General features: G+C 33.3%; 16 protein-coding genes. 5 read left to right on the forward strand and 11 right to left on the reverse strand.

What is annotated here, in order from left to right; translation table 11 throughout:
* The first annotated feature begins 15 nt into the window (after positions 1-15).
* On the forward strand, positions 16-549 hold the full coding sequence (locus FND99_RS13305; RefSeq protein WP_144338438.1) for a hypothetical protein: 534 nt from the start codon (positions 16-18) through the stop codon (positions 547-549).
* A 62-nt stretch (positions 550-611) separates the two neighbouring features.
* On the opposite strand, the gene FND99_RS13310 is transcribed toward FND99_RS13305, so the two are convergent.
* Both FND99_RS13310 and FND99_RS13315 read right to left on the reverse strand, forming a co-directional pair.
* Positions 612-917, reverse strand: a complete 306-nt coding sequence (locus FND99_RS13310; RefSeq protein WP_144338439.1) for a hypothetical protein — start codon at positions 915-917, stop codon at positions 612-614.
* Positions 918-1154: 237 nt separating this feature from the next.
* Positions 1155-2009 (reverse strand): leucine-rich repeat domain-containing protein, encoded by an 855-nt coding sequence (locus tag FND99_RS13315; protein WP_144338440.1) that lies wholly within the window; start codon positions 2007-2009, stop codon positions 1155-1157.
* Positions 2010-2187: 178 nt separating this feature from the next.
* Between FND99_RS13315 and FND99_RS13320 the strand changes: the two genes are divergently transcribed.
* The gene (locus FND99_RS13320; protein ID WP_144338441.1) at positions 2188-2676 is read left to right on the forward strand and encodes a DUF1761 domain-containing protein; all 489 of its coding nucleotides are present in this window, start codon (positions 2188-2190) and stop codon (positions 2674-2676) included.
* Between the two features lie 118 nt (positions 2677-2794).
* Positions 2795-3940 (forward strand): peptidogalycan biosysnthesis protein, encoded by a 1146-nt coding sequence (locus tag FND99_RS13325; protein WP_144338442.1) that lies wholly within the window; start codon positions 2795-2797, stop codon positions 3938-3940.
* 105 nt (positions 3941-4045) lie between these two features.
* On the opposite strand, the gene FND99_RS13330 is transcribed toward FND99_RS13325, so the two are convergent.
* On the reverse strand, positions 4046-4915 hold the full coding sequence (locus FND99_RS13330; protein WP_144338443.1) for a diacylglycerol/lipid kinase family protein: 870 nt from the start codon (positions 4913-4915) through the stop codon (positions 4046-4048).
* Between the two features lie 61 nt (positions 4916-4976).
* On the opposite strand from FND99_RS13330, the gene FND99_RS13335 reads away from it, so the two are divergent.
* The gene (locus FND99_RS13335) at positions 4977-5936 is read left to right on the forward strand and encodes an App1 family protein (RefSeq protein ID WP_144338444.1); all 960 of its coding nucleotides are present in this window, start codon (positions 4977-4979) and stop codon (positions 5934-5936) included.
* A gap of 230 nt (positions 5937-6166) precedes the next feature.
* Here FND99_RS13335 and FND99_RS13340 read toward each other — a convergent pair whose 3' ends face one another.
* Positions 6167-8080 carry an ABC-F family ATP-binding cassette domain-containing protein gene (locus tag FND99_RS13340; protein WP_144338445.1) on the reverse strand — a complete coding sequence of 638 codons (1914 nt, stop codon included), beginning with the start codon at positions 8078-8080 and terminating at the stop codon, positions 6167-6169.
* Between the two features lie 317 nt (positions 8081-8397).
* On the opposite strand from FND99_RS13340, the gene FND99_RS13345 reads away from it, so the two are divergent.
* Entirely contained in the window at positions 8398-8781 is a 384-nt protein-coding gene (locus FND99_RS13345) for a DUF983 domain-containing protein (RefSeq protein ID WP_144338446.1), read from the forward strand.
* Here the strand turns inward: FND99_RS13345 and FND99_RS13350 are convergent.
* The 7 genes from FND99_RS13350 to FND99_RS13380 form a co-directional block, all read right to left on the reverse strand.
* Complete coding sequence (locus FND99_RS13350) at positions 8747-9835, reverse strand: NAD(P)/FAD-dependent oxidoreductase (RefSeq protein WP_144338447.1); 1089 nt, start codon at positions 9833-9835, stop codon at positions 8747-8749. The genes FND99_RS13345 and FND99_RS13350 overlap by 35 nt on opposite strands.
* 78 nt (positions 9836-9913) lie before the next feature.
* Positions 9914-10906, reverse strand: coding sequence for a type IX secretion system ring subunit PorN/GldN (porN, locus tag FND99_RS13355; RefSeq protein WP_144338448.1), 993 nt, complete (start codon positions 10904-10906; stop codon positions 9914-9916).
* A 166-nt stretch (positions 10907-11072) separates the two neighbouring features.
* The gene (gene porN, locus FND99_RS13360; protein ID WP_144338462.1) at positions 11073-12062 is read right to left on the reverse strand and encodes a type IX secretion system ring subunit PorN/GldN; all 990 of its coding nucleotides are present in this window, start codon (positions 12060-12062) and stop codon (positions 11073-11075) included.
* 45 nt (positions 12063-12107) lie between these two features.
* On the reverse strand, positions 12108-13646 hold the full coding sequence (porM, locus tag FND99_RS13365; RefSeq protein ID WP_144338449.1) for a type IX secretion system motor protein PorM/GldM: 1539 nt from the start codon (positions 13644-13646) through the stop codon (positions 12108-12110).
* 52 nt (positions 13647-13698) lie between these two features.
* Positions 13699-14346 carry a type IX secretion system motor protein PorL/GldL gene (gene porL / locus FND99_RS13370; RefSeq protein ID WP_144338450.1) on the reverse strand — a complete coding sequence of 216 codons (648 nt, stop codon included), beginning with the start codon at positions 14344-14346 and terminating at the stop codon, positions 13699-13701.
* Between the two features lie 56 nt (positions 14347-14402).
* The gene (porK, locus tag FND99_RS13375) at positions 14403-15803 is read right to left on the reverse strand and encodes a T9SS ring complex lipoprotein PorK/GldK (protein WP_144338451.1); all 1401 of its coding nucleotides are present in this window, start codon (positions 15801-15803) and stop codon (positions 14403-14405) included.
* A 262-nt stretch (positions 15804-16065) separates the two neighbouring features.
* Positions 16066-17217, reverse strand: a complete 1152-nt coding sequence (locus tag FND99_RS13380) for a formimidoylglutamase (RefSeq protein ID WP_144338452.1) — start codon at positions 17215-17217, stop codon at positions 16066-16068.
* Positions 17218-17221: the final 4 nt, after the last annotated feature.

The following is a 17221-nucleotide window of genomic DNA, read 5'->3' on the forward strand; positions in this document are numbered from 1 at the left end:
CTATTTAAATAAAATATGAACTCAAATCTGAAAACTCTATTTCTTTCTGTCTTTTTAATCTTAACTATTTTAGGATGTTCAGATAGAAAAACAAAGTCTATTCCGCAAAATCCTTATTTAAAGGAATTAACAGAGAAACAAATTGGAGAAACCAATTATTATATTTCTATCCCGAAAAAATATACAATTAAGGAAAACAGAGGTCCAGATTTTTCTGTTTATTATTTCTTTCCTATTGATACAACAGATACTGCTAGCTTTTCAGGCGGTTTTTATTTTGGTAATTATCCTAGTCTGTTCGAAGCATCTAGCGACAGCTGTAAAACTGAAAAAAGAAAAAGCAATATCTTAAATAAAGATACAGATTGGACTGTCTATAACTGCAACGGCAAATATTCTATTCAGTCAATCGTTGAGAGCGGAAGCAATGAAGGCTGGAATCACTACATTCATGCCTTTGCAAATGCAAATTCTACTGCAGATTTAAAAAAAATATTTCTGATTTTGGAAACAATGAAAAGGAAGAAATCAAACAAACAACCAAAATAATTATCAAAACAAAAAAGACCGTTCAAATCGAACGGTCTTTATATTTTTATTTATCTCAAAACTTATGCTCTGAACAAAGCATATTTATTGTAATTGAATAAAACTCTGTCGTAAGGAACGTAAAGCGAAACTATTTTCTCTGAAGATGCATCAAATGTGATTCCGTGATGTTTTCTGAACAAATAAATTTCTTTTAAACAATTTGAAAGACTTTGATGAATTTCAGTTGTAAAAGTCGGCAGTTTTTTATCTCCTACCAAAAGATCAATTTGATAATTTGAACTGCTTTTTGATAAATTATTTCCAATAATTCTCAATGTAAATGTTGTTGGCTTTCCGTATTCTTCGCCTTGATATTTAAGTATCATAATTCTAACATTAAAAGGTTAATTACTTTCTCTCTCCGACTTTAACCAAAAGACCGAATCTAATTTTAAAGTTAAAGAAAAAAAACAAAGATTTTCAAAAATATTTAGACAAAAATAAACAATAAATCGAAAAAAAGTAGGAGCATAAAAAAACCGTAACGAGTTACGGTTTCGGCAATTAACTAAATATATTTAATCAACTTTTTTTCACGAGTAAAATTCATTCCATAAGCACGATTAATTTTCGGTAATATTTTTTTGTCTTTCAGCATTTATCTCTAACAAAAACGGATTCCCATTTTCATCAAACATTGTCATATTTAAAGCGTCTAACAACGCCATTTTTCTTGAAACTCCTCCTTTAAATTTATTATAAGAAAGATTCATTTCAGAAAGATTGTGAAGCTTTCCAAGTCCTTCCGGAATTTCTCCGTCAAAACCATTATCAAATAAGCTCAAATTCTGCAAAGCTCCAAAATTCACAATTTCCTTGCTCAGGCTTCCTGAAAATTTATTGCTGTTTAAAAGCAATATTTTCAAGGTCGAAATCTTGTAAATTGAACTTGGCAATGCGCCTTCCATTTCATTATTAAAAAGCGACAGAATTTCCAATCGGCTTAATTTTCCGAGATCAGCAGGCAATTCACCCGATATTTGATTTTTAAAGAGCTCCAGATCTTTCAGTTTATTTAATTCGCAGATTCCTGCCGGAATTGTTCCAGAAAACTTATTTTCAGAAACATTTAAAACTTCAAGTTCTTTTAGGTTTTGGATGTTATTTGGCAAATTTCCTTCGAGTTTATTCTTCTGAAAATTCACTTCAACTAAATTTACCAAATCAAAAAACTCTGAAGGCAATTCGCCTTGCAGATTATTATTTGATAAATCGAGGCCAATTACTTTTCCATTTTCAGCACGGACTCCATACCAGGTTGATACCGAAAGGGATAAATCCCACTTGATCTTCCATTGAGAACCATTTGTTGCATGATACAACTTTATCAATGCCTCTTTCTCTTTGTCTGAAACAGTATCTGCAAAAGAATTCAGAGAAAAAGCAAATACTAAAAAAAAAGTAATTAAGCTTTTCATAACAGATTTGGGGTTTGTTACGAGCGTAAAAGTAGGAATTCTATAGATATAATGCACTAAATGTCGATAAACTGTTAACAAGTAAATATTTAGTAGCTAAAATACTACTTTTAATATAAATGTTAAATGAGCGTTTTTTTGATTAAATTTGACTCACCTAACATAAAAACCTCATATTATGGAAATTAACTTTATCGCACTGTTTTTAGCTGCTGTTACGACATTACTTACCGGTTTCATTTGGTATCATCCAAAGGTATTTGGAACAATATGGATGAACGAAAACAACTTCACAAGAGAACAACTTAGAAGCGGAAACATGTTAAAAATCTTCGGATTAACTTATGTTTTTTCTTTGATGATCACTGTTATTTTAATGGCTTTGACCATTCATCAAACTGGAGCAGTAAGCATGGTAGGCGGACCTCCAATGTTGGCAAACGCAAAACCATCATTTGCTGCCTTCATGGCCGATTATGGAACATCATACAGAACCTTCAAACACGGAGCGCTTCATGGTTTCATGTCTGGTTTATTTTTTGCTTTTCCTATTATTGGAATCAATGGCTTATTTGAAAGAAAATCTTGGAAATATATTTTTATTCACGCAGGATTCTGGATGTTGACACTAATGTTAATGGGTGGTATCATCTGCGCTTTTGCATAAATCAAAATTTACAAAACCCGTTTGAAATCAAAACTCAAACGGGTTTTTCTTAATAATAACTTAAAGAAACCAAGTTATTGTAAATATTATCTAATTTTGAAGAAATTAGCGCACACTTTTGAATACAACTTATTCTTTTCAAATCTACAATAGAACGGCTTCACTTCCTACAGAATGGAATTCGCTGGCTGCTGAAAACATCTTTTTGACACGGGAATATCTCGAAGTACTGGAAAATTCATGCCCAGTAAATATGATTTGTCACTTTATTGGAATTTTTGAAGAAGAAAAACTTTCAGGAATCGCCCTGACTCAATTTCTATTTGCGGAAAAACTGGAATCTTTTGGCGAACGCGATCAGTGTTTAAAAACTTCAGTCCGAAATTTTGCTTTCAAGAATTTTGCTTCGCATGTTTTGTTTGTTGGAAACAATATGCTTACAGGACAAAATGCTTTTGCTTTTGCAAAAAATATTCAATTGCCAAAAGCTATCAAAACGCTTCACAAAGCCATAAACCAACTAAAAAAAGATTTAAAAGCTGCTGGTAGAAAAGTCCATATTACCAGTATAAAAGATTTTACTTCAGAAGAAATAAAACCGCTTCAAGCTGAATTCAAAAAAAATTACACGTTCTCGACGCAGCCCAATATGATTTTTGAAATCAATAAAAATTGGAAAACCGAACAAGATTATATTGATGCTTTATCCAAAAAATACAGAGATCAGTACAAACGTGCCCGCAAAAAATCGGAAGGAATTGTAAAACAAAAAATGTCTTTATCTGATATTAAACAGTATGAAGATGTTATCTATGATTTGTATTTTCATGTGGCAAAAAATGCGCCTTTCAATACCTTTTTTCTAGCTCGAAACCATTTTAGTTTTTTCAAAGAAATCATGAAAGACAACTTCTTGTTTTATGGTTATTTTTTAGACGGAAAACTTATTGGTTTCAACACCTTGATTAAAAATGGTACTATAATGGACACGTATTTTTTAGGTTATGATGAAAATCTGCAACGCGAAAAAATGCTTTACCTCAATATGTTATACGACATGATCGCGTATTCAATAAATCAAGGTTTTTCTTCCATTGTATTTGCCAGAACAGCACTTGAAATCAAGAGTTCTGTGGGCGCAAAACCACTAAAAATGTACGGTTTAATAACGCACAGCAACGCTTTGATCAATCATAATATTGCAAAGTTATTTCAGTATTTGGAACCAAAAACAGAATGGCAGGAACGGAATCCGTTTAAATAACAATTTCAATGGCAATGGCAAATTTCAAAATCAATTCAAAATCAATTCAAAATCAATTCAAAATCAATTCAAAATCAATTCAAAATCAATTCAAAATCAATTTTATTACGGAACCGCCATTTTCATTTGTTTGTGCAGAATGTGAATTTCTAAATCGGTTTGTGCGCCACAATATTCACCATCAATTTGAAAATTAACCGGATAATCGGTTTTAATCGTTGCTTTATCTGTCGAAATAATTACAACGTCATCAGAATCAATTGGCATATTTCCAGTAATAATTTTCCCGATAAGCAATAAATCTAGGCTTTTTAAAATTACCAATTCAAATTTCCCATCGTTCATCGCGCCATTTGGATTAATGACTACACCAGTTCCATATTTCTGAGAATTAGCAATAACAATCATTCTAGCAGCATGTTCTACCGTTTTATTATTGGCAGAAATTGTAGCCGTAAATGGCTCTTCAGATTCGGTTAAAGTGGTAAAAGCCTGCAATGCATATCCCCAAAAACCGCGCACATCGCTTTGTTCGTAGTTTTTTACCAAACTCGCATTCAAACCCAAATCACTCAAATGGATGCTTTTTTTGCCATTTATACAAATCATGTCGATTTCAACATAATCATTCAAAAACGCAACTTTTAAATTCTCTTCTATTCCAGCTGGCAAATTCAAATCGACAGACAAACCGTTTGCCGATCCTGCTGGCAAAATACCAATAATAATATCGTATTCTTCCATTGCTTCGGCGACCATTTTGATTGTTCCGTCGCCTCCGGCAACAATAATTCGCTCAGGCTGAAATTCGTTATAAAGCGACTTGATTTTATCCAAATCATTTTTTCCCGTCGTTTCATATACTTTCAGATCTATATGATTTACAGTTGCAAATTCTTCCACAATCTCGATTAATTCACTTTTATCAAGGTCGCCAGAAATGGGATTTACAACAAATATGATGTTCTTTTTCAAAATTTTCTCTTTAAAATCAATTAAATTAAGTAATTTACAGTTACATAAATATACGTAATAAATGAAACCAATTTTACAATTATATCGAGGTTATGCCAACGAAGAAGAATTAATTGTAATGGGACATGTTTTTAAAAGAACGTACGAATATGATTTTCAAAAGAAAAATTTAAAAAATGCCACTTCGATAATCAACCAATTTCGGATAAAAACAATCGAAAATTTTGATGTTTATCTAAAATATGGGAACCAAGAAATTCACACTAAAACATTAGACGACGGACATTTTAAGTTTTGTATTCCGCTTGAAAAAGAAACTCACTTTGGATGGATGAATTATGAAGTCAGTATTAAAATCAACTCACAAATTATTACTTCAAAAGGCAGTTTCATACGTCCGCACACCGGAAAACTAGGGATCATTTCAGATATTGACGACACTTTTTTAATTTCTCACACCAATAATATTTTTAGAAAAATATACATTTTGCTTTTTAAAAATGTAAATGATCGTAAAGTTTTTAAAGATGTCGTGGCGCATTATCAAGCACTGAGTTCGGCCGGTAGAAAAAATAAGGAGGAAGTGAATGCCTTTTTTTACATTTCAAGCAGTGAGTGGAATTTATATCGTTTTATAGTTCAGTTTACCAAAATACATCATTTGCCAAGAGCGGTAATTTTGCTAAAAGATATTAAACGCGGTATGACCGATTTCTTCATGAGCGGACGCGGTAATCACAATCATAAATTTGAAAAAATAAAACATGTTTTGGAGTTTTATCCCAACTTGAAATATATCCTATTAGGCGATGATTCACAGCATGACCCCTTTTTATATGAGCAAATATGCAAAATATTTCCAGTCACGGTAATTGCCGTTTATATTCGCCAAACTGGAAAAACCCCAAAGGACGAAGTCAAAAAAATCATGAAGAATTTAGAGTCGCTTGATGTTGCTGCTTGCTATTTTAAAGAAAGCAGCAAAGCGATTGAGCATTCTAAATCTATTGGGATTATTTAGGTTTTTGTTTCAGGTTTCACGTTTCACGTTTCACGTTTTGAACTGAATGAATATTTAACCGCAAAACACGCAAAGTTTTTTGATCTGTTAGGTTTTATAAAACGCAAAGTTCGTAAAGCTTTGTAAAAAAACTTTGCGAACCTTGCGTAATCCTTTGCTTGCTTTGCGGTTAAATTTACTCGTCAAGATTGCAACTTGAAACTTGAAACTTGAAACCTGAAACAAAAAAACTAAGCATTAAAGCTATCAATCTCTTCTTGAACAATTTCCCAGTCTATAAGCAATTGTTCAAGAACATCTTTCTTTTTGTTGTAAGCAGTAAAAAATGATGCGTCTTCGATATGTTTATCGTAATTTGTTTCGAGCATTTTATCGTCGTGCTGAATGTCTTTTTCTAATTGCTGAATCTGACTTTCAATTTTGCTTAATCGATTTTGAAGCGATTTTCCTTTTTTCTGATCTTCGTAGGATACTTTTGAGTTTTCCTTTGGCGCTGCTGTTTTTACAACGTCTTTTTTCTCTACTTCGCGCATATTTTCAAGATTGCGCTGTTCTAAGAAGAAATTAATATCTCCTAAATATTCTTTGATTTTTTGATCTTTGAATTCGTATACAATATTTGACATTCCTTGAAGAAAATCCCTGTCGTGAGAAACCAATAATAAAGTACCGCCAAATTTTTGAAGTGCTGCTTTCAAAACGTTTTTAGATTTGATATCTAAGTGATTCGTAGGCTCATCCATCAGCAAAACGTTTATTGGTTGCAACAACAATTTACACAATGCCAAACGGTTACGCTCACCTCCAGAAAGTACTTTTACTTTTTTCTCCACATCATCACCACGGAACAAAAATGACCCCAGCATATCACGCACTTTCATTCGGTTTGTATCTGTTGCCGCGTCTTCCATAGTTTGCAGCAAAGTGATTTCTCCGTCTAAATATTCGGCTTGATTTTGAGCAAAATATCCTAATTGAACATTGTGTCCTAATTTGATATTTCCTTCGTATTCAAACTCATTTACCAATGCTTTGATAAATGTCGATTTTCCTTGCCCGTTTTGACCCACAAAAGCAATTTTACTTCCTCGTTCAACAAGTAAACTAATATCTTTTAAAATCGTTTTGTCTCCGTAAGCTTTTGTTACGTTTTCGGCTTCGATAACCACTTTTCCTGGCTCTTTTGAAACTGGAAATGATATATTCATAACTGAATTGTCATCTTCATCAACTTCAATTCTTTCAACTTTGTCTAATTTTTTAATCAACGATTGCGCCATTGAAGCTTTTGAAGCTTTTGCACGGAATTTCTCGATTAATTTTTCAGTTTCTTCAATCTTTTTCTGCTGATTCTTTTGCGTAGCTAATTGCTTCTCACGAATTTCATGACGCAATTCTAAGTATTGAGAATAAGGCTTATTGAAATCGTATGCTTTCCCTAACGAAATTTCGATAGTTCTATTGGTTACATTGTCCAAAAACATTTTATCGTGCGAAACAATCACGACAACGCCTGGATAATTGCGAAGGAAATTCTCTAACCAAATGATACTTTCGATATCTAAGTGGTTGGTTGGCTCATCCAGAAGCAAAACATCATTTGACTGCAATAAAAGTTTTGCTAATTCGATACGCATTCTCCATCCGCCAGAAAATGTTTCTGTCTGATTATTGAAAACTTCTCTTTTGAAACCAAGACCTAAAAGAATTTTTTCTGTATCTCCTACATAATTATAACCTCCAAGAAGATCAAAACGATGTGTATAATCAGATAAATCTTCGATAATTTGTCCGTATTCTTCACTCTCATAATCGGTTCTGGTAACCAATTGATGATTGATTTCTTCCAGTTTTTTCTCAACAATCTTAATTTCAGTAAAAGCTTCATACGCTTCTTCTAAAACAGTTCTTCCTTGTTCAAAATCAATATCCTGACGCAAAAAGCCCATTTTGATGTCTTTTTCCTGAGAAATTACTCCAGAATCTGGTTTAAAATCTCCTGCCAGCATTTTAAGCATTGTCGATTTACCCGCTCCGTTTTTACCAACAAGACCTACGCGGTCGCCGGCGCCTAAACGAAAAGTAACTTCTTCAAATAAATATGTTCCACCAAAAGAAACTGAAAGATTGTGTATATTAAGCATAATGTTTTGCTGAAAAATCTAGAAATTAAAAACATTGCAAACTGGCTCATTGCCGTTTACAATTTTGAAAGTGCAAAAGTATAACTTTTAATTGGAAGTTTTAGGACTGAAAGAATTCCTTAACCAATATTTCTGAATTTCAATTATTTTGGCTTTCGCCAAAGAAAAACAGTTTAAAAATCTATTGGCATTATTTTAAAAGAATGACCTACATCTTTTCAACCGTAAAATCTTATATTTGCAAAAGAAGTCCTATAATTACACTGCTCTATTAAAAATCAATTTATTTGATTTCAGCATTAAAAACTACACAAAAAATGTTTAAAAAAGGGTCTAAAATAAACAGTATTTTTACTGGAAGCTGTCCAAGATGTCAAAAGGAAAGCATGTATCAAGACAAGAATCCGCTTCATTTGACAAAAGTTTTGAAAATGAATGAAAACTGCGGTCACTGTGGTCTAAAATATCAAATTGAACCTTCCTTTTTTTATGGTGCAATGTATGTGAGTTACGGACTTAATGTAGCTGTCGGAATAGCTGCTTTTATTGTTTCGTTTGTATTTTTTGGAACCACTATCGAACAATCATTTATTGCAATTGTAATTACTTTGATTCTTTTATTTCCGTTTGTTTTAAGGCTTTCCCGCAATTTATACATCAATATGTTTATTTCTTACGATCCGAAGGCTGGTCAGAAATAATACTTTTCAAATATCTTTTATGAAATCGCTTGATGTCGGCTTCTTGTGGCAACGGAATTTGGTTCTCAATGTGATCATATAAAGCCAATGCCAAAGCGGGCCCTAGAATCACCCCACGAGTCCCAAGTCCGTTAAGAATATGCAACGATTTGTGAACTTCATGAGTTCCTAGCAATGGTCTTCTGTCTGCAACAGTCGGACGAACGCCAGCAAAATGTTTTACAATTTCAAAATCGCAGGTAATTATTTCTTTTATTCGCTCTAAAAGTTCTTGTTTGCCTTCTTCTGTTGGTAAATCGGTTTTGTCGTGCCAATTGTAGGTTGCACCGACTTTGAACAAATTTTCGCCCATTGGCAAAATAAAAACACTTGTATTTACGATTAGATCCAAGTTTAAATCGGGTGCTTTTATAATAAACAATTCACCTTTTGTTCCATCCAAAGGCAAATAATTAAAAAACGGATTTTTGTGCATTCCAAAACCTTCCGCAAAAATAATATGTCGTGCTTGAATATTTTTGTACTGAATCCCAGTTTCTAAAAATCGAATATCCTCAATATTAAAATCTTCTTCGAGAAGTAAATTGTTTTCACGTAAATATTCTTGGTATTTATCAAGCAACAACGCCGTATTTACATATCCTGTATGCAATACTTCTCCATAATCGTGCGGAGAATCAATACTTGAGTATTTCTTTGTAATTAATTTAGTAGATAAAAATGGCGCTAAGTTTATTTTATCTGATGCTGCGAACCAATTATTCTGCTCTTCGATTGAGAAAAACTTTCTTAGAATAGGCATTTTAAAATTGAATTTTTCTTGCAATTTCTCCTCTACTCTATCATAGAAATCATTCATTAAAGCCAATTGTTCTTTCGCATTCCAAACTTCACTGAAACGCTTTAAGATTACAGGATTATATAGACCACCTGCCACTCTCGATGAATGCTGCGATTTATTATCGATTAACAAAATAGATTTATTGTTCTTAAGTGCTACTTCGGCAAAAGAAATTCCGGCCAATCCAGATCCGACAATTAAATAATCAAGCATTGGTGCAGTGTATAGGTAAAATAAAAAACTCTTACTACAAAGATAGTAAGAGTTTGTCTTATAAATTCGTTAGGAAACTTAGTAATTCCACATATCTTCTTCGAAGTTGCGAATCTTCTCTTTTACTCTTTCTGATTCCAACAATTGACTCTGCGCATTATCTTTAATATAATCCTTGATTTCTCGGTCGCCATAAACATTCTCTTCTTTATATATAATAGAATTAAAACGTCGCGAATTCAAGATTTGATCAAACGAAATTGCTGCTGCGGTATTGGTTTCATTAAAAGCTTTTGCTTCATGCAGCACCGTCCGAGCATTGGGGAAGAAAACCCAAAACAATTCAATATAATCTTTTTCATCACTGTTCATAGTATAGACATCAGGCGTGACGGGACAAATTCCAATTAAGCGATATTTCAATTCACTCTCACGCTTATCAAAATACCAATAGCCTTTAATTTTATATTGAGAAACATCCTGAGCAGTTAAATCTTGTTTTAAGATATATTCGGCAGGAACCGTTCTAGTTGGCCCAACATTCTCGTCAACATACGTTACAGATTTCTTCTTGCCAGTTCCAGTGACCACTTTTTTCTTCACGACACGTGATTTATAATCATCTGGATTTTGATTGATAAGTTCCCTTCCCGCATCAGTTGTATCAACGCGAGACAAGGAAGCTTCAATATCTTTCATTGTCTTTTTGGTATTGAAATAACTGTCTGTGTATACTTCTGTTATTCTGCCAGTCCTTATTCCCTTTGTCAAAACATCATAAAGAGAACGCCTGTCAGGACCAATATTTACAGTATCTACAGGATAATAAAGAGGGAAGTTGATTTTTTCATTCAAATCAATAATTTCCCAAACCATTTTTCCCATCAAAATATCTCTGTCTTCAACATAGCCATAAGCTAACGGTTTATCATTATCAGAGATTAATTGTGCGGGTGTCTTAATACCAATTTCGCTAGCGGTTTTAGCATTGAGTAAATTAGGTTGTGCATTAGAAACAATATTTCCAGCAACAAAAACCATAACGATCAAAAAATTTCTTACTTTCTTCATAACAAACAGTATAAGAAACTAAACGAAAAATTATACAAAACATTGTGTGCGTGTTTTCTTCCAAATTAAATCATGTTGATTTACTTAACCGTCAAAAAGTTCTTTCCAAAAAAAAACTCTTACTACAAAGGTAGTAAGAGTTTTTATTATAATGTAATACTGGTACTTAGTAGTTCCACATATCTTGTTCGAAGTTACGAATCTTCTCTTTTACTCTCTCAGATTCTAACAACTGATTTTGAGCGTTGTCTTTCATATAGTCGCTAATTGCTCTGTCTCCGTAAAGATTTTCTTCTTTGTAAACTACAGCATTAAAACGTCTAGAGTTTAAGATTTGATCGAATGAAATTGGCAATGCAGAGTTATTATCGTTGAACGCTTTTGCTTCATGCAAAGCCTCTCTTGAATTTGGGAAGAAAACCCAGAACAACTCAATATAATCCTTTTCATCACTGTTCATTGTATAAACGTCTGGAGTTACAGGACAAATTCCAAGCAAACGATATTTCAATTCACTTTGACGTTTGTCAAAATACCAATATCCTTTAATTTTGTACTGTGTAACATCCTGAGCAGTTAAATCTTGTTTTAAGATATATTCTGCAGGTACAGTTCTTGAAGGAGGCACAGTTTCATCAACATAACTAACAGATTTCTTTTTACCAGTTCCAGTAACCACTTTTTTCTTCACAACGCGTGTCTTATAGTCGTCAGGATTTTGGTTGATAAGCTCTCTACCAGCATCAGTAGTATCAATACGAGATAATGATCCTTCGATGTCTTTCATAGATTTTTTAGTATTAAAATAACTATCTGTATACACTTCAGTTATCTTACCTTTTTTGATAGCTTTCGTCAAAACGTCATAAAGAGAACGTCTATCAGGGCCAATGTTAGCTGTATCTATAGGAAAATATAATGGAAAATTGATTTTTTCATTCAAATCAATGATCTCCCAAGTTGTTTTTCCCATCAAAATATCTCTATCATCAACATAACCGTAAGCTAAAGGCTTATCATTATCTGAGATAAGTTGCGCAGGAGTTTTAAGTCCTATTTGAGCAGGTGTTTTCGCGTTAAGCAAATTAGATTGTGCGTGAGAAGCAAAACCTCCAGCGATAGAAACAATAGCTATTAAAAAATTTCTTACTTTCATCATGATATCATTATAAGATATTGAGTGTAGTTTTACCTACATTTATTATTGTATTTCGAAAATTACTGGAGCAGTTCTTGGTAATAAATAACTTCCAGCTCCAACAAGTTTAGTTTTAATTTCAGAAATAGTAACTTGATCACCTCTACCAGCTCTTGCAAGTACTTGTTTACATTGTGCATTTAATTTATTACCAGTAACAACAACTGTAGGCTGTCCAGCAATTTTGAAGTTAAATCCAACAACATCTAAACCAACTTCAAAATCAAAATCCATTAATTTCGCACCAATAGTCGCAACTTCTAAATTAGATTTAGGCCCTTTAACAACACCATAATCACCTCTAATTGTACCTGTTGGCCCAGGAATACCTTTAATTCTGAATGTTTTCTTATCTGAAACTTTATCACCGTTTGGCAATGTACCTGTAACTGCAATAGTCGTTTCAGTACCTGCACCTGGGCTCATGTTATATTTACCTGGTTTACCAGCTGAACTTAATCCTGGAGCACTAGCAACCACTTTATTGTCAGCAACACCAGCGAAAGATACAGAGATTGGGTTAACAACACCTCTATATACTACGTTCATTTTATCTGCAGAAATTGTAGCAGAGTTTGGTCTTGGAACTACAACATACTTTCCAGCGAATTTAAGAGGAATGTTTTTTCCATCTTCCAAGAAAGTAAATTGTCCGTTGATATTTTGCTCTCCAACACCTCCAGCAGTTAATGAGATAACAGCTTGTCCGTTTACGATTTGTCCAGGACCTTGGAAAGAAGTTGGTTTAGTATTTTCGTCATAACGACCTAAAACTACCTTACCAGTAACTTTTTCACCTTGGAAGTAAGCATTTTTATCTAAAACTACAATTGCTTGGTAATTACTATAAGATGCAGCAGCAACCGCAGCTTTTCCTAAAGCACTGTTGTAAACATCAGTTTCTGCTTTTTGAACATCATTTTGCCAAGCTGAAAGTTTAGCTAATGAAGCAACCGCAGGGAAACCTTTAAAGTGGTAAGCTAAATATTTGTCTTTTAAACCTTCTTTGTTTTTTACGTCAGAAACATCAAATTTCTTTTCAACCTCAGCTAAAATTGCAGCATATTTTTTGTCTGACAAAGCAGCTTTCATGTCTGCTTTATATTTTTCGATGTGAGCAATGATTTCATTACCTTTTTTAGTGTATCCTTCACCAGTAAACCAGTTGTCGATATTATCACCTTTGTCCATAGACTCGTAAGGTAATTTTCCAGTCTCTTTATCTGTTTCAAAACCTTTTAACACATCACCTTTCAAAGATCCGATGTATGCATAAAATTCTTTTGATGTTGTTTCAACTTTATGTGCCGTAACCGCAGCAACAGCAAATTCTCCTTTTGCTTCAGAAGCTTTTTGATCTAACGACGTTAATAAACCTGCATTTGATGTTTCAGAAGACGTGTTAGCGCTTTCAAATTTTTCATTCATTAATCCAAAAGCAGATAAAACTTCTTTGGACATGTTCATTGCTAACATTGCGATGAAAACCAGATACATCAGGTTAATCATCTTCTGTCTAGGGGTTAATTTTCCTCCTGCCATTTTTTTCTAATTAGTTCTTATTAATAATTTTAATATAATAGTTAAAAACTAATTATCCTTTGTTACTCATTGCAGAAAGCATACCACCGTAAACGCTGTTTAAAGAAGCGATATTAGCAGTCATAGATTGCATTTGCTCTTTTAATTTAGCTGCGTTCTCAGCGATTTCGCTATTAGCTTGTGCGTTTCTTGAAGCACTTTCTAATTGAACTTTGTATAAACTGTTTAATGATTCCATTTGTGCAGCTGCCATAGACATCTCTTCAGCATATTTCTTTTGTCCTGCGATAGAATCTACAGTTGGAGAGATTGCTTTTGCAGCTCCTTCGAAGTTTTTGATTGAATTTCCTAAGCTTGCCATTAACTCACCGTCAACTTTAGCTTCTTTTAACATGGCATCTAATTTTTGAGACAATAAACCTTGAGCATCAGTTGGAGCCTCAGCTTTAGCCTCTTTTTTTCTAGCTTGTCCGTTTGCTAATTCTGGGTAAACAAGAGTCCAATCTAACTCATCTTCAACTGGTTCGAAAGCAGAAAGTGCAAAAATTAACGCTTCTGTCACCAATCCAACAGAAAGCATAACAGTTCCTGTCAACGGTCCAATTTCAAAGTGAGTAATTTTGAATAATGCTCCAATAATTACTACTGCCGCTCCCATACCATAAGCGAAATTCATTGCTTTTTTACTTAATAATGCCATAATACTTTTTTTTAGGTTTTAAAATAGATTTGTTGGTTATTGAATTTAATTATAAATTACTTTTTTTTGCTGCTTCCAGTTACTTGAGTTCCCATGTAATCTTGTACAGTTCTGAAACCAATATAACTTCTTGCTGAATCAGCGTATTCGTGATCACGAGTACTTACTTGTAGGAAGTAAGCAACATCTTTCCAAGATCCTCCGCGAACCACTTTTCTTTGGTTGTTTCCATCAATTACGTTAGGGTTCATTGTAGAAACATATTCGTAAGCATTTGGATTATAAGCTGAATCTGTCCACTCTGAAACATTTCCTGCCATATTGTATAAACCATATCCGTTTACTTCATAAGATTTAGCCTCAACTGTATATAAAGCCTCATCTGCAGCATAATCTCCTCTACTTGGTTTAAAGTTTGCCATGAAACAACCTCTATCACTCTTAGTATAAGGACCTCCCCAAGGGTAAGTTGCAGACTCCAGACCTCCTCTTGCAGCATACTCCCATTCAGCCTCTGTAGGTAATCTGAATGCGTTTACTAAATCACGTCCTTTTTTCTTAGATTTGATATAGCTGTTTTTATTTAAAGTTCTCCAAGCACAGAAAGCTTTTGCTTGCTTCCAAGTAACACCAACTACAGGATAATCTCCATAAGCTTTGTGCCAAAAATAATCATTGTGCATTGGCTCATTATATGAATAAGCGAAATCTTTAATCCAAACCGTAGTATCAGGATAAACGCTTACTTGTTCTGTTTTTACGAAATCTTTTCTTTTTCCAACTTTAGCTTTTGCAGCTGCCTGAATATCCATCCAAGAATAACGGAATTTCAATTTGTTTACGTCAATAGTTCTTAAACCATTGTATGATTCTTCAATTGGAAGATACATAGAATCCATAACCTCAGCATAATACTCGTCTGGATACGCTTTTGTATCTTTAATCAACTTCACTTTTTTGTTTAGTTTTCTACCAGCATAAGGATCGTCTTTAGTTCCTACACTATAATAATTATCATACATATATTTATCATAAGCCGTCATTTTATCTGGCTCAGAATCATTGAATGCATAATCAGCAATACTGCCACCTTTTTTCCCTTTTCCGTCAGGACTAGCTTTTTGACCAGTTTCATCAGCTAAAATTGCTAAACGAACTCTCATTGTAGAATCTTTTACCCATTCTACAAACTGACGATATTCACTATTTGTGATCTCCGTTTCATCCATATAAAATGAACGTACAGTCACTGTTTTAGTTGGAGCATCTTCTACATTAGCTAAGTCAGCATCTGATTTACCCATAATAAAAGATCCACCTGGAACCAAGGTCATACCATATGGCTTTTCAGGATGCCATTTCCCTCCTGTAACACCAACTAACTCACCTTTGTCACCTGATTTACCACAGCCAATTACCAGTGTTAACATTGCTGTAAATGCAATAAACTTCTTCATATAAATTTGGGATTATCTATTCATTATTATAGTTCGTAAACGTATTTATTATTTATCTAAAAAACAATACTAGTTGCGAAATTTATTTTACCGTTCAAAAATAATGTTAAATAAAATAAAAAAAAAATATTTTATCGATAAACTAGCACAAAAAATCGACGTAAGACATTACATTTTATAATTTATAATCTATTTCTTACTAATAATTACTTAATAATTTTTTAACATTCTAAAAAATTAAGATTTTCATTAAATTTTTCTTTTACAAAGCATTTTTTCGCTGTGCTTTCCACCATCTTTCTGGCAACTCTTGGTTGCAAGCGCATAAATATTCGTCATAAGAACACGGTAATAACGTATTTCTTTTCAATTTATTGCTGCCGTTAGAAACAAATGGAATTTCGATCCACCAACGGTCTGTTTTATCACTTTTGTAAAAGATAAGCTCCTCATCTTCTAAAGGAACAATGTACTTCAAATAATTTGTTCTACTTCCAAATGGATATTCTTTTGAACGATAGTGATACCCTTCTATAAAATACCATGCAATTTGCGCTATTAAAACAGCTTCATGAACTGTACTATTATGATTAAAGATACCGAATGCCGACACTTTATCACTGATTCCTGAATATCGAGCTAATGAGCATATCTCTTTTCCATTAAAACCATTAGGCTCAAACGAAACCAAATTACCCGATTCTGATGATTTTACAGAATTCAAATCAATACTAACTAAATCAGCATCTCTAAAAACTGGTTCAGCCAATGCTATATTATTTGAAATCTCACCTAATCGATAAGCATCAAAAAACAATTTTTCGATCAAATCAATCTCTTCCTGACTATTATAGTAGGTCTGATAGCCAATATTGCAATAGTTGAATAGGTTATTTGGCTCATCAATAATGATTTTCGTAAGATATGAATTTGCCGAAACAGACTCATTTTCTTTGCCAAAATCAAATCGATTATCAACTGAAACCAAGTTTACCATTTGCTCAAGATCATCGTAAGCACGATATAAAGCATAAGTCAAATCCTGCGAACCTCCCAGGACTATAGGAATGACTTTATTCTTAATTAATGAAGCCACAACTTTTTTAAGTGCGAAATAAGTATCATCTACAGAGTCGCCAGCCAAGATATCGCCTAGATCAGCAATAGATGCGTCCCAGTTTCCTGGATACATGCTATAAAGCTTCTTGCGGATTGAAGTCAGATTAACTTCATTTACCATATTGATGTTTCGTCTGTCTTCTAAAACACCAACAATGGCAATATTTATTTTACTAATATCTGGAAATTGATCATGAGTATGCAACACTATTTTACTACCCAATTCTTGAGAAGACAACGAATTGATAAAATTTACAATTCCGTCGTTAACTGGTTCTAGAAAATCAAATTCCATTTAT

The sequence above is a fragment of the Flavobacterium daemonense genome (genome assembly GCF_007341385.1).
Classification (GTDB): Bacteria; Bacteroidota; Bacteroidia; order Flavobacteriales; family Flavobacteriaceae; genus Flavobacterium; species Flavobacterium daemonense.

What these genes read in the sequence shown, in the direction of transcription:
- FND99_RS13305 (WP_144338438.1), top strand. Translation starts at nt 16, where the DNA reads ATGAACTCAAATCTGAAAACTCTATTTCTTTCTGTCTTTTTAATCTTA.
- FND99_RS13310 (WP_144338439.1), bottom strand. Translation starts at nt 917, where the DNA reads ATGATACTTAAATATCAAGGCGAAGAATACGGAAAGCCAACAACATTT.
- FND99_RS13315 (WP_144338440.1), bottom strand. Translation starts at nt 2,009, where the DNA reads ATGAAAAGCTTAATTACTTTTTTTTTAGTATTTGCTTTTTCTCTGAAT.
- FND99_RS13320 (WP_144338441.1), top strand. Translation starts at nt 2,188, where the DNA reads ATGGAAATTAACTTTATCGCACTGTTTTTAGCTGCTGTTACGACATTA.
- FND99_RS13335 (WP_144338444.1), top strand. Translation starts at nt 4,977, where the DNA reads ATGAAACCAATTTTACAATTATATCGAGGTTATGCCAACGAAGAAGAA.
- FND99_RS13340 (WP_144338445.1), bottom strand. Translation starts at nt 8,080, where the DNA reads ATGCTTAATATACACAATCTTTCAGTTTCTTTTGGTGGAACATATTTA.
- FND99_RS13345 (WP_144338446.1), top strand. Translation starts at nt 8,398, where the DNA reads ATGTTTAAAAAAGGGTCTAAAATAAACAGTATTTTTACTGGAAGCTGT.
- FND99_RS13350 (WP_144338447.1), bottom strand. Translation starts at nt 9,835, where the DNA reads ATGCTTGATTATTTAATTGTCGGATCTGGATTGGCCGGAATTTCTTTT.
- porN (WP_144338448.1), bottom strand. Translation starts at nt 10,906, where the DNA reads ATGAAGAAAGTAAGAAATTTTTTGATCGTTATGGTTTTTGTTGCTGGA.
- porN (WP_144338462.1), bottom strand. Translation starts at nt 12,062, where the DNA reads ATGAAAGTAAGAAATTTTTTAATAGCTATTGTTTCTATCGCTGGAGGT.
- porM (WP_144338449.1), bottom strand. Translation starts at nt 13,646, where the DNA reads ATGGCAGGAGGAAAATTAACCCCTAGACAGAAGATGATTAACCTGATG.
- porL (WP_144338450.1), bottom strand. Translation starts at nt 14,346, where the DNA reads ATGGCATTATTAAGTAAAAAAGCAATGAATTTCGCTTATGGTATGGGA.
- porK (WP_144338451.1), bottom strand. Translation starts at nt 15,803, where the DNA reads ATGAAGAAGTTTATTGCATTTACAGCAATGTTAACACTGGTAATTGGC.
- FND99_RS13380 (WP_144338452.1), bottom strand. Translation starts at nt 17,217, where the DNA reads ATGGAATTTGATTTTCTAGAACCAGTTAACGACGGAATTGTAAATTTT.